The 13,389-nt window shown below is 58.5% G+C and carries 10 protein-coding genes; 9 read left to right on the top strand and 1 reads right to left on the bottom strand.

Annotated features, from left to right (window positions below; all coding sequences use genetic code 11):
* The first annotated feature begins 92 nt into the window (after nt 1-92).
* The 9 genes from FKG95_RS24290 (at nt 93) to FKG95_RS24330 (ending at nt 12,258) form a co-directional block, all read left to right on the top strand.
* Nucleotides 93-353, top strand: coding sequence for a DUF4212 domain-containing protein (locus FKG95_RS24290; protein ID WP_142899034.1), 261 nt, complete (start codon nt 93-95; stop codon nt 351-353).
* Nucleotides 354-365: 12 nt separating this feature from the next.
* A complete protein-coding gene (locus tag FKG95_RS24295) occupies nt 366-2,135 on the top strand; it encodes a sodium:solute symporter family protein (RefSeq protein ID WP_142899035.1) in 1,770 nt (589 codons plus the stop codon).
* Between the two features lie 138 nt (nt 2,136-2,273).
* The gene (locus tag FKG95_RS24300; protein ID WP_142899036.1) at nt 2,274-4,097 is read left to right on the top strand and encodes a DUF294 nucleotidyltransferase-like domain-containing protein; all 1,824 of its coding nucleotides are present in this window, start codon (nt 2,274-2,276) and stop codon (nt 4,095-4,097) included.
* 13 nt (nt 4,098-4,110) lie between these two features.
* Nucleotides 4,111-4,632, top strand: coding sequence for a hypothetical protein (locus FKG95_RS24305; RefSeq protein ID WP_142899037.1), 522 nt, complete (start codon nt 4,111-4,113; stop codon nt 4,630-4,632).
* 98 nt (nt 4,633-4,730) lie between these two features.
* Nucleotides 4,731-5,108 carry a response regulator transcription factor gene (locus tag FKG95_RS24310; RefSeq protein WP_142899038.1) on the top strand — a complete coding sequence of 126 codons (378 nt, stop codon included), beginning with the start codon at nt 4,731-4,733 and terminating at the stop codon, nt 5,106-5,108.
* A gap of 1 nt (nt 5,109) precedes the next feature.
* Nucleotides 5,110-7,230, top strand: coding sequence for an exonuclease domain-containing protein (locus FKG95_RS24315; RefSeq protein ID WP_142899039.1), 2,121 nt, complete (start codon nt 5,110-5,112; stop codon nt 7,228-7,230).
* Between the two features lie 605 nt (nt 7,231-7,835).
* On the top strand, nt 7,836-8,330 hold the full coding sequence (locus FKG95_RS24320) for a DUF4402 domain-containing protein (RefSeq protein ID WP_142899040.1): 495 nt from the start codon (nt 7,836-7,838) through the stop codon (nt 8,328-8,330).
* A 256-nt stretch (nt 8,331-8,586) separates the two neighbouring features.
* Nucleotides 8,587-9,441, top strand: coding sequence for a fimbrial biogenesis chaperone (locus tag FKG95_RS24325; RefSeq protein WP_142899041.1), 855 nt, complete (start codon nt 8,587-8,589; stop codon nt 9,439-9,441).
* Between the two features lie 36 nt (nt 9,442-9,477).
* Entirely contained in the window at nt 9,478-12,258 is a 2,781-nt protein-coding gene (locus FKG95_RS24330) for a carboxypeptidase-like regulatory domain-containing protein (RefSeq protein ID WP_142899042.1), read from the top strand.
* Between the two features lie 21 nt (nt 12,259-12,279).
* Here the strand turns inward: FKG95_RS24330 and FKG95_RS24335 are convergent, their stop codons facing one another.
* Nucleotides 12,280-13,092, bottom strand: coding sequence for a 2-keto-4-pentenoate hydratase (locus FKG95_RS24335; RefSeq protein WP_142899043.1), 813 nt, complete (start codon nt 13,090-13,092; stop codon nt 12,280-12,282).
* Between the last annotated feature and the right edge of the window lie 297 nt (nt 13,093-13,389).

Genomic DNA, 13,389 nt, shown 5'->3' on the forward strand with positions numbered 1-13,389 from the left:
ATCATGCTTGTTTTAAGGCGAATCTGCCGTGACGGCGCTCGCGCCGGTACGAACCCGTAAGTGAAAACCATTAACTAAAAGGGAGTGAAACAATGTCGGATAAGCCCTCGAACAATGTCTATTGGGCGACAAACATCCGGATCGTGACTGTCTGTCTCATCATCTGGGCACTGGTATCCTTCGGTTTTGGAATCGTCCTGCGTCCGCTGCTCTCCGGCATTTCGATCGGTGGCACGGATTTAGGTTTTTGGTTTGCGCAGCAAGGCTCGATCCTTGTTTTTCTGGCGCTGATTTTTTTCTACGCCTTCCGCATGAACCGCCTTGACCGTGAACACGGCGTCGACGAAGAGTAGGGGGACTCGACAATGGAACAATACACACTCAACTTGCTGATCGTGGGAGCGAGCTTTGCGCTCTACATCGGCATTGCGGTCTGGGCCCGGGCGGGTTCGACCTCTGAATTCTATGCGGCCAGCCGCGGTGTCCATCCGGTCACAAACGGGATGGCGACAGCCGCGGACTGGATGTCCGCTGCGTCCTTTATCTCCATGGCCGGGCTGATTGCCTTTACCGGCTACGACAACTCCTCTTTCCTCATGGGCTGGACCGGCGGCTACGTGCTGCTGGCGTTGCTGCTTGCGCCTTATCTGCGCAAGTTCGGCAAGTTCACCGTGCCTGAATTCATCGGGGATCGCTTCTACAGCCCCACCGCGCGTCTGGTGGCCGTGGCCTGCCTGATTATCGCTTCGATCACTTATGTGATCGGTCAGATGACCGGTGTTGGTGTCGCCTTCTCGCGGTTCCTCGAAATTGATGTGACATGGGGTTTGCTGATTGGCGCAGCCATCGTGTTCTTCTATGCGGTCCTGGGCGGTATGAAGGGGATCACCTATACGCAGGTCGCGCAGTACTGCGTGCTGATCCTGGCTTATACGGTGCCGGCGATCTTTATCTCGCTGCAGCTGACCGGTATGGCATTGCCGCCGCTGGGACTCTTCTCCGAGCACGTGGCGTCTGGCGTTCCTTTGCTTGAAAAGCTGGATCAGGTCATCGCCGATCTTGGGTTCAACAGCTACACCGGACATCATACCAATACCTTCAACATGGTGCTCTTCACTCTGTCGCTGATGATCGGTACGGCGGGCCTGCCGCACGTGATCATCCGCTTCTTCACCGTGCCGAAGGTGGCCGACGCCCGCTGGTCTGCCGGTTGGGCACTGGTCTTTATTGCGCTGCTGTATCTGACCGCACCTGCGGTTGGCGCCATGGCACGCCTGAACCTGGTGGATACCATCTATCCGAACGGACCGACCCAGGACTCGCTGGCCTACGACGAGCGTCCCGACTGGATGAAGAACTGGGAAGCGACCGGCTTGCTGAAGTTCGAGGACAAGAACGGTGACGGACGGATCCAGTTCTACAACGACAAGTCCGAGAGCTTTGCAGCAACCGCGGCGGCAAACGGCTGGCAGGGCTCGGAATTGAATGTGAACCGTGACATTCTGGTGCTGGCCAATCCGGAGATCGCACAGCTTCCGGGCTGGGTCATTGCTCTTGTTGCGGCCGGTGGTCTTGCCGCCGCGCTTTCAACGGCGGCCGGTTTGCTGCTCGCGATTTCCTCGGCGGTCAGTCATGATCTGATCAAGGGTGCAATCAATCCGAATATTTCGGAGAAGGGTGAGCTCTTGGCGGCCCGGGTTGCGATGGCGGTTGCAATCGTGGTCGCAACCTATCTCGGGCTCAATCCGCCCGGATTTGCGGCGCAAACCGTTGCCCTGGCCTTTGGTCTGGCAGCCGCTTCGATCTTCCCGGCCTTGATGATGGGAATCTTCTCGAAGCGGGTGAACAACAAAGGTGCGGTCGCGGGTATGCTGGCAGGCCTGATCTTCACCCTGGTTTACATCTTCTCCTACAAGGGGTGGCTGTTCATTCCGGGTACCAACTTCCTGGCAGATACGCCAGAGAACTGGATCTTCGGTATTTCGCCTCTCTCGATCGGCGCGATCGGTGCAATGCTCAACTTCGCTGTTGCCATCGGTATCTCGCGGATGACCGAAGAGCCGCCGCAGGAGATCCAGGACCTGGTCGAAAGCATCCGGATTCCCCGTGGTGCGGGAGCGGCCACGACGCACTAACCCTGCGTATGCAGCCGACGGACGTCACCTGGACGTAACCGGCGTCCGTTGTAAGATGATGCAGCCCCTCGTCCCATAGACGATCCAAAAGGGGCTGCATCCCCTCTCTCAAGAGGTCTTTCACACAACGAGTTGAGCATGAACACTCAGGTCACAGTCACTGCGGAATTCCTCAGCTTGCTGCATCCTTATGACAGTTTGGCGAGTGAAGCGCGCAGCGAGCTGGCTGCTCGTCTGGTGCCGACCGAAGTCACAAAAGGCCAACAAATCTACAGTGCCGGTGACGCGCTCGATGGCATCTATCTGATCGCGTCGGGTGAAGTCGAGGTGCGCGAGCCCAACGGATCGCTGGTTTCGATTCTGGGACCCCGTAATTCTTTCGGCGAACGCGGACTGATGCGCGACGGCCTTGCGGCAACGTCGGCGCAGGCGGTGTCGGACTCGCTGCTTTATGTTTTACCTTCCGACGTTTTTCAAAAGCTTCTCCATGAAAGCGCTGACTTTGCGCGCTTTTTCAATCGGTCGCGCGGGTCCAATGTCTCCGTCGACACGCTCTACACCTTACCGGTTTCCGAGCTCATGACGTCCGATCCGATGACCTGTGGAACGGAAACGGAGTTGATTGCCGCTGCCCGGGCCATGCGTGACCGGAGCATCTCGTGTCTGGTTGTGATGGAAGGGCGCCGGCCGGTGGGGATTCTTACGACCCAGGACCTGACCGAAAAGGGACTTGCCGAGGGCTTGCCCGGCAGCACGCCGGTGGGCGAGATCATGACATCGGATCCGGTCGCGCTCAGCCACGATGCGCTCTGCGCCGATGTGTTGCATGAAATGCTGGAACGGAACATCGGGCATGTGCCGATCACCAGGGATAACGAGCTGGTTGGGATCGTGACTCAAACCGATCTGACGCGGCACCGCGTGGTTTCGTCCGGGAGTCTGATTCGCGAGATTGCCTCTGCGGGCAATCAATCCGCGCTGGCGAGGACCGTTGCACAGATTCCGGACCTTCTTGTCCAACTCGTCGCGGCGGGAACCCGGCACGACATCACGACCCGCCTGATCACCGATATTGGCGATGCGGCCACCCGGCGTTTGCTCAGCCTTGCCGAAGAGAAGCTCGGGGCACCGCCGGTTCCCTACCTATGGCTGGCATGCGGCAGTCAGGGACGGCGCGAGCAAACCGGTGTCTCCGATCAGGACAATTGCCTGATCCTGGACGATGCAGCGCGTCCGGAGGATATGGAGTACTTCCACGCGCTCGCCAAGTTCGTCTCCGACGGTCTCGACGCCTGCGGCTATTACTATTGCCCCGGTGAGATGATGGCGACCAATCCGCGCTGGTGCCAGCCTCTGTCGGTTTGGCGCGATTACTTCGCGGGCTGGATCCGGAAGCCCGATCCGATGGCTCAGATGCTGGCGTCTGTGATGTTCGATCTGCGTCCGATCGGCGGCGAGACAAGCCTTCATGGGGAATTGATCGCCGAGACTTTGGACCGGGCGTCGGGCAACAGTATCTTCGTTGCACACATGATTGCGAATTCCGTCAAGCACGTGCCGCCCCTGAGCCTGTTCCGGAGTTTCGCCACCATCAGGTCCGGCGAACACAAAAACAGTGTGGATCTCAAGCTGAACGGAGTGGTTCCGGTTGTCGACCTGGCGCGCATTTACGCTATTCAAGGTAAGCTGCAGGTCGTTAACACACGCGGGCGCCTGCTGGCGGCGGCGGAGACCGATGTGCTCAGTCCGTCGGGCGCGCGCGATCTCCTCGACGCTTATGACCTGATTGCCATGACGCGTTTGCGGCATCAACTCGGCTGTATTCAAGCCGGCGGAAGGCCCGACAATTTTATGATTCCCAGCACGCTCTCGGACCTGGAACGCAGTCATCTGCGCGACGCTTTTGTCGTGGTCAAGACGATGCAATCCGCTTTGGCCCAGGGCAAGGCTATGATCTTATGAAAGACGACTTGTCATGTTAATGGAATTGATCGCGACCTTTGCACTCGGTTTTTGTGCTGCCGGCGTCGTGATGCTTCTGCGCCGCTTCACCTCCGGGCGCCTGCCGCGTTGGAGCACGCCGCTAGCCGCGGGGCTTGCCATGATCAGCTTCACACTTTGGAGCGAGTACACGTGGTTTTCCCGGACCGAAGCGGGGTTGCCGGAGAGCTTCGAGGTCGTCACCCAACACGAACATACTTCGATTTTCCGGCCCTGGACCAAGTTGACACCCTTCGTCGACCGCTTTTCGGCGATCGATAAAAATGCCCTGCGGCGCAACGAGCAGGTACCGGGTCAGGTCATGGCGGAGGTTCTGATGGTCGCGCGCCATACCGGAAATGCCAGATTGCCTGTGCTGATTGATTGTCCGGGGACGCGTCGCGCCGATTTGAGTGACGGCATGGAATTTGATGAGGCCGGGGCGCTGGTAGATGCTGACTGGTTTCAGCTGACGTCGGACGATCCACTCCTGAAGACGGTCTGTGCGGCAAAATAGCATGTGTTGCGTCCAGTCGACGCAATGTGCGCTGTTGGAGGACGAGGGTCCGGTCCTTTTGGTATAGAACACTCGAGCTTCGAGGGAGGAGGCTTCAGATGCCAAAATCCATTCTTCTGGTAGAGGATGAGGATAGTATTGCACTCGCCCTCGAATTCATGATGGAAGAAGAAGGTTACAGTGTCCGGCGTGTGAGCAGCGGAACCGATGCCCTGGCGGCCATTGAAAGCGAAGTACCGAATCTCGTGCTGTTGGATGTGACGCTGCCGGGCTGTTCAGGGTTCGAAGTTTGCCAGGCCATCCGTCTGGATGATCGCCTGAAGGCGGTTCGAATCCTGATGATGACGGCAAAGGGAAGCAGCATGATTCGCCGCAAGGGCCTGGCGCTCGGCGCTGACGACTTTGTCTGGAAGCCTTTCGTGATTCAGGATCTCAAAACGAAAGTCCGCGACCTCCTGGAAGAGGCTGTGAGCTAAGATGACCAGCGGGCTCGGCACAAAACTCAGTCTCCGCCTGCGCATCTTTTTGTTTTTCTGTCTTATGGCGCTTGGAGGCATTGCGATCTTCCTTGCGGCGGCATTCTTCGGCTTTTGGCGCTTAAAGGATCCGGAGGCAATGGGCGCCTTTATCTCGGCCGGAGCGATCGCCAGCTTTGCGTTGACCGGAATGGTCGCCTGGATTTGGTTGCTGTTCGACGAGAACGTTGCCAAACCGCTCTCGAATCTGGCGGGCGAAATTAGAGCGCGTGTTCATGCCGAAGTGCAGAGTGAAATCGATCATGAAGCCGCGCAGTATCTCGGTGATATTGCGCCGGCCGCCTCTGAGATTGCCCGGGATCTCAACAAGACCAAGACCGCGCTGGAGGAAGCGGTGAAGCGCGAGACCGACCGGATCGCGCAGGAAAAAGCGAGGCTGGCGGCGATCTTACGAGATTTTCCGGCCGGCGTGCTGCTCTGTAATGGCGATCACAAGATTATGCTCTACAACATGAAGTCGGTCACCCTCTTGGAGCGGCCTGCCGCGCTCGGCCTTGACCGCCCGCTCTTCGAACTCTTGCAGCCGGAGCCGCTGCTGGAGGCCATTGATCGGCTGGACCGGGCCGGGAGCTCTGACCAGGCGGCGGAAGTTCTCTGCACTTCGAAAAGCGGGGACCGCGTGTTCACAGGGCAGCTCCGGTTACTTGAGAGCGCCATCAGGCCCGGCTCAAAAACCGGTGGTTACGTGCTCATCCTGCATGATGTCACGGAGGATCTGAAGACCCGGGCCGAGCATGATGATCTGTTGCGTGATGTCGTGGAGTCGATCCGCCGCCCTGCTGCAAATTTGCAGACTTCGCTGGCCGTGCTCCAATCGCCGGGCAGTTTCTCGGCGTTGCAGCGGCAACAGATTCACGCTGCGCTCGACGAGGAGGCACAGGCTTTGGTGTCCGTCATCGACAGGTTCGTTGCGCGCTTTGATGCGATCGAGACCTCCTGGTGGCCGATGTCCGACATTGCGGCGGGCGACATCGTTGCCGGATTGAAGGCACAGCTTTCCGCGCGCGGCCTGGATATCAGAACCGATTATGCCCCACTCATCCTCCACTGCGGAGGATTTATGCTCATCCTGCTATTGGTACGCCTCGTCGAACGGCTCAATCAGGAGCAGATCGGCACAGACCTGGCGCTCTCCATAAAAGCGGACGACGATGGGGCGATGCTCGATCTTAGCTGGAAAGGAGAGGTGCTGTCGGTCGAAACGCTCGACACTTGGCTCGAGGAACCGCTTGGCGCTTCCTACGACCGCTACACGCTGCAGGATGCGGTAGAGGTCCACCGCACTGATGTTTGGCCGGAGCGGGTGTCTGGGGAGGGGGCCGCAGGGGGGCGTGCGCTGCTGAGGCTGCCTCTTCGTGCCACATCACCGGATCAAAACGTGACCGAGCTGGCGGTTCGGCCGGAGTTCTATGATTTCGACCTGCTTGGCCGCGCCGGGGCGCATACGGAGGATGATCGTCCACTTCGCGAGCTCACCTATGTCGTTTTTGATACCGAGACCACTGGCCTCGAACCGGACGCCGGTGACGAGATCGTCCAGATCGCCGGCGTGCGCGTTGTCAACGGCCGGATCATGTCCGGCGAGGTATACGACACCCTCGTCAATCCCGAACGGTCGATCCCTGCGTCATCGATCCGTATTCATGGCATCACTGAAGCAATGGTCGTTGATGCTCCGACGATCGACTACATCTGCGGAGACTTTCACCGTTTCTGTTCGGATGCTGTGTTGGTCGCGCACAATACGCCCTTCGATATGGCGTTTTTGCGCCGTCATGGAGCGCGGCTTGGCATCGACTTTGATCAGCCGATCCTCGACACCGTGCTCCTGTCCGCCATCGTGTTCGGGTATGACGTCGATCACACCCTGGATGCGATTGCGGAGCGCCTTGATATCGATATCCCTGAGGAAGGCCGCCATACCGCACTGGGCGATGCCGAGGCAACGGCACAGGTGCTGAATAAACTTGTGCCCATGCTCGAAGCGCGCGGAATCGAGACGCTCGAGCAGGTGATCAGCGAGTTCGATAAATACCGGGGACTGATCAACATCACCCGCTAGATCCAGCTGACCCTGGCAACGCCCGATACCTATGCTCATGCAGTAAATCCTGAGCCTAATCAGCCTAGGTCACGGACGGATAGACTTGGCGGTCCTGACGATAAGCTTTGGTTTTCCGGCAAGGAGTTGGGAGTGGAGCGATGCTGAAGCAGCTAGATCCCATGCTTCCATGATGGCCGACACGACCCCGCTCCGGTAGCAGGAAGATTCTGGAAAACATTCCAGAGCAGCGGCTCGTGGGGCCGAAGATGAAACCTGAACGGATAAAGGGCATTCTCTAAAACCCACCAAAGAGATAGAAGTGCCTTATGAAATCTATCGCTAAAAGATGATTGTTTGTGTTCACAAATATATCTTTTAGTGTGTTTCTTTAAAGAGTCTATCAACTCATTCAATATATAGAAGACTCATAAATTCTCAATTCTGATTAATGAATTTTAACCTATTTAACCAACTAAAAACTATATTTTTATAAGTTTAATCTGTAAATTTACAAAGTATTCATTCCTATTTTTTAGAAATGCCTATGACTTGTGCAGATGGTTCGATGAACGGTCCGGCGGGTTATGAATTGACGCTACTCCAAGTAGGAAAGGTATTAATCAATGAATAAGCTTTTTAAGTTTGCCGCGGCAAGTGCCGTTGGTGTTGCCGTTGCGGCCTCTGCGTCCTCGGCTTTTGCAACCGACGAAACGGGTAACGCTTCCGCTCAGATCCAGCAGGCGATTTCCATCGTGGAGAATACGCCAATGGATTTCGGTAACGTTGCTGTCGATGGTTCCGGCGGTACGGTTACGATCTCTACAGCAGGCGCTGTCACCGGCCCGGCTGGCTATTCTTTCTCGGGTTCGCCCGCTGCCGGTAACTTCACAGCGTCCGGTGATGCGAGCACGGCTGTCACGATCAGCTTCACCGCCGGCACGCTGACCGGTCCGGGAACGGCCATGACCATCAATAACTTCACCAACGACGCCGGCGGAACGCCGACGACGGATGGTGCGGGTGATCTGGCATTCAACGTCGGTGCCGATCTGGTGGTGAACGCTGCCCAGGCTTCTGGCGCTTACGCCGGAACCTACACGGTCACTGTCAACTACTAAGGCGCAATTTCGCTTTAGCTGACTGACGACGAGGCTGACCCCAAGGTTGACCTTGATCCAAAGGCAATGGGTCAGCCTCGGCGACAGGCGCATGCATATTCGTGCGTTGGGGGTCGGTTCTGTTCATGCCAGAACCGACCCCGTTTTTTAGTGGGCGCGTCATTCCGGGAGTCACTTCTCGGCCCCGGAAGCGCTTTTGAGATGATCGGACGACCAGGGCTGGTCGTCTTTGACTGCGGTCTACGATACGGGGGAAATGATGCAGGTACTTGGTCTCTTTGTGCGCACTGTTGTCGAAGGTCTTCGGCACTGCACCAGATGGTTGCCGATTGTCGGCTTGGTATTGGTTTTGCCCGGGGCGGCAATGGCTGCCGGGGGGCTTGTGATTTCTCCTCAGCTTGTCGAGCTCGACAGCCGCCAGCGCAGCAAGGTGCTCACGCTCGCCAACCGGGGCGAGGAGACGCAGACTTACCGGATTTCAGTCATCAACTACCGCATGGACCCGGATGGCAGTCTTTATCCGGCCGATACGCCCTCTGCCGGTGAAGGCTTCGCGACCGGCCTTTTTCGGTATGCGCCAAGGCAGATTACCCTGGAGCCTGGCCGGCCCCAGACGGTTCGGATTCTCTATCGCCGCCCGGCAAACCTGGGCGAGGGCGAGTACCGCTCGCATCTTTTGTTCCAGCAGGTGCCTAAGGCGCGGCCCGCGACGGCGTCGCGGAATAACGCTGCCGGCCTTTCAATTGCGATCGAGCCGATCTTCGGCATCACCGTGCCGGTGATCGTGCGCCATGGCAAGCTTGAGGCGACCGGAGAACTGACCGATCTGAACACGACGTCTGTAAATGGCGGTACCGGCATATCGCTACGGATTGCGCGTAGCGGCAGCAAGTCCTTGCGCGGCGATCTCGTGGCGTCAGTCGATGGTGAGAACCTGGGGCGTTTGAACAACGTCGCCGTCTACCTCTCCACGCCTTACCGGGAGATTGTGCTGCCACTGAGTCCCGAAGTCGCAAAGGCGGCTGCAGGACGCGAGGTTGTCGTCGAATACCGGCCGCGCGGCGACAATGCAGGCCCCCCGATCGCATCGGGCTCGGTGGTGCTCCAGTAGCGCGGAAGCGGGACCGGCAGTGAGAGCCCGGCCGTCATGCGTGCGGCAAATATCGTTGGCTCGTGCTTCGCGGTGGCACTCTGCCTGCTACAGGGCAACATCGGTCACGCGGTGACCAGCCCGCCCTCCGGTGACAGGCCAGATTTGGATTCACCGACATCCGGGTTATTGAGATGGGTTGAACGGCCTGACGATGAAGTCTACGTTTTCGGACTTCAACTGGACCGCTTCAATCTCACTGAAGGTCTCATCGTCTTCTATGACGGGGACAGGGCCTTCGTGCCGCTGGGCGGATTTGCGGAAGCGCTTGAATTTCCGATTGCCGTCGATCCCGAGAATGGCACGGCACTGGGTTGGTTCCTGAACGATGACCGGGCTTTCGAACTTGATATGCGTGCCGGCAAGGTCAGGGTCCGTGATCGTGTCGTGCCGCTTGATCCGAGCGCCATTGAACGGCACCCCGATGATCTTTATGTCGCGATGACCGAGCTCGAGGCCTGGTTTCCGGTCTTGCTGGATCTTCGGTTCCGGCGCTTGCAGATTTCCGTGAAGGCGTTGGAGCCTCTTCCCCTTCAGGAGCGGACCGCACGCATTGAGCGGCGGTCGCGCCTGCGCCGGGTCGCTGCTGAACAAGAGATGGAGCGTGTCGACGCCGATGCCGGGTGGTTCGAGTGGCCTTTCTTGGATACTTCCTTTGAAGCTTCCGGCCGCAGCCGGGCGGAGGAGCATCTTGGCCAGGCACGCATGACGACCACGGTCGCGGGCGTTGTTGGCGGCCTGGACGGGGAGGCTACGGCGATCATGGACAGCGAACAGGATGCGCCGGACTTTCGGGTCCGTCTCAGCCGCCAGTCTCTCGATGGAGGATTGCTAGGTCCTCTTGATGCACGTGAGTTTGCTCTGGGCGACGTGACCACCCCTGACCTGCCGCTGATTGCGGAGAATGCGGTCGGTCGCGGAATCGAGATTTCCACCTTCGACCTCGATCGGCTTGAACAGACCAACCGGGTGACCCTGCGCGGAGAGTTACCGGTTGGCTGGGAGGTGGAAGTCTATCGGAACGGTGAACTGATCGACTTCCAGAGCGAACAGGACACCGGGGATGGTCGCTATGAGTTTTCCGGCCTGCCCACCTTGGCCGGACTAAATGAATTCCGCCTGGTTTTCTTCGGACCCCAGGGTCAGACCCGCGAACAGGTCGAACGCTATTTCGTGACACCCGAACTCTCGGAGCCGAGACGCAGCTCCTTTCGGTTTGCCTACAATCAACTGAACCGGAACCTGATTTCGACCGATCCGAAGGAACGCAGGGCGCAAGACGACGGAGAGCATCGCCTGATCCTCCAGGGCGAGCATGGTTTGAGCGAAACGCTTTCGGTCTCCGGCGGTCTAGCCTCGCTTTCGGTCGAGGGCGATCGCTTGAACTACGCGACCGCGGGCCTGCAGTCGTCATTTCACGGTGTACTCGGCCAGCTCGATATTGCGGTTGAGGACTCCGGCGGACTTGCCGTTGGCGGCCGCGCGCAGACACAACTGGGGTCCTGGTCCGTCTTTGCGGAACAAAGCTGGTTTCAGGATTTCCATTCCGAGCAGACGGACGACGGCCGGGTTCAGGGGCATCTGCGCAGCCGCAGTGTCGCGCGGATCAATGGCCACGTTCCGGACTTTGGCCTGGGGCATCAGCCTCTCTCGGCCACGCTCACACACGAAGAGTCGGAAGAGGGTAAATGGCAGACCAATCTCTTCGGTCGGCTCTCCAGTGTCGTGCGGCCCTTCAACTTTTCATTGTCGTCGAACGCCCGTGTCCGCGAAGGTGAGGAGGTTGAGAGTGATCTCCGCTTGCTGGTCGGTACGCTTTTGGGTGACTTCCGCCTGCGCGGTGAGGTCGGTTACGACATCGCGCCCGATGCGCAGTTCGATCAAGTTTCGCTGAGCGCCGATTGGCGGATCAACCAGGACTTCGGCGCGCGGATCGGGTTGCGCCACATCGCGGGGGATAGCGAACTGACGACGGCGACGGCGGGCATCAATCGGCAGTTTGATACCTTCGCTTTGGGACTTAACCTCGAAGCCGATAGCCGCCGCGATTACAACGCGCGGCTTGGGCTCTCCTTCGCGCTGGGACATAATCCGGCGGCGGACCGGCTGGAGATGCGCGCGAAACCCTTTGCCAGGCGGGGCGCGATTTCGACCAGGGTCTTTCTCGACCGGGATAACGACGGCACCTTCACCGAAGGAGACGAAGTCATCGAAAACGCTGGCTTTACCGGCCCGCGCGTGCGGCGCAAGGTCAAGACCGAGGCGGATGGGACTGCCTTCATGGTAGGAATGGAGCCTTACCGCGAGATCGAAATCGGACTTAGTGAAGCGACGCTGGAGGATCCTTACTGGGCTTCTGCCAACGGACCCCGTCTGGTCACGACACGACCGGGTATGACCACGCACCTCGAATTTCCGGTTGTTGAAACCGGGGAGGTCGACGGGGTGATAATCTTGCGTGAAACGCTGCGTGAGGGCGATGAGAGGGTCGGCGCAGAGCCAATTATCAGTGGTGCGCCGGCAGAAACCGGCGAACCCGGTGCCGGACTGCGGGTCCTTTTGGTCGATGAAGAGGGGCAGGTGGTTGCCGAAACAATCAGTGCTTATGACGGCTTCTTTATTTTCAGCCGCGTTCCTTATGGTCTCTATCATGTGATGCTCGACAGCGAGCAGATGCAGGCGCTGGGATATGGGAACGGGCCTTCGCGTGCGTTCGAAATCCGGCACGACGAGCCTTATGCTTCGGGTTTGGATCTGGTCGCAAAAGCCATGCTCTGAGACTCTCGTCGAAAGCCGTCGTCAGTCTTCGACCTTCAGGCTGACCTCACCCAGACCGGCTATGCGGTATAGGACCTCGTCACCGGATTTCGGAAACTGGGTTTTGAGGGCGCTTCCGGTGATAACGATGTCGCCTTCACGCAGGCGCCGGCCACGTGAATGCAGATGATTGGCGATCCAGGCCAGACCCTCAAGGGGGTGTCCCATGGCATCGCCTGCCAAACCTCGATCAATAACTTCACCGTTCCACAGCAGCTCGCCGGCCGCTGCGGCCAAATCCAGGCTTTGCCATGCTGTTGCTCTTGTGCCGAGCACGACACCGCCGCACCAGCAGCGGTCGGTCAGGATCGAGGCGGCATCCAGATCGCCGTAATCTGCGTTGCCGTCGTCAATCAGCTCGAAGGCCGGCATGGCGCTTGCCACAAATTCAGCAATGCTCTCACGGTCGTGAATCGTTTCAGCCGCCGGTCCCCGAGGCTCTACGTCGTGGTTTATCTCGAATGCGACTTCGAATTCCAGCCCGAGCCGCGCGTATGCTGATAGCTGGATTGTTGCAGGGGCTGAGCGGATCGTTTCAGCGAGAATAGTCCCGTAAGCCGGCTGATCCACGCCGCAAAGTTCCTGGATGGCCCTCGATGTCAGCGCAATTTTATGCCCGCCCATCGGTCCTGCATTGGCCTCGGTCTGAAACAGCCGGTCAACCTCGTCCTGGATCCGGTATGCGGAAACGAGCGATGGCGGGGTGTCCGCGCCACGTAAGGGGTGAAACCGCTGCCTCGACCGACGCGCGGTGAAGATCTTCCGGGCAATCCTTTTTTCTTCAGCCGCGTCCACGCGCTTCTCCTCAGATTGTCAGCCGACCGCATTACAATCCAGTTACTTGCATGGGTAAACCAGAGACTTACGGCGGTGCCGAGGACACCGCAATCTGTGACCCGCAAGTGAGGCGGCACAGAGAGGCAGTTTTCTTCGTCCGCAGCCTGTTGCGGGTTTTCGTCGACCGGGAGGGGAGGACGGGAAGTGTTTCATATCATTTTGGTAATGACAGGATTCTTCGAAGGCATGGTTTAATAAATTGAAATAAATAGATAAAAAATACGCATACCGCATCGTGAAAAACATTCTCACGCA

Source organism: Denitrobaculum tricleocarpae (genome assembly GCF_007004665.1).
Lineage (GTDB): Bacteria > Pseudomonadota > Alphaproteobacteria > Kiloniellales > Kiloniellaceae > Denitrobaculum > Denitrobaculum tricleocarpae.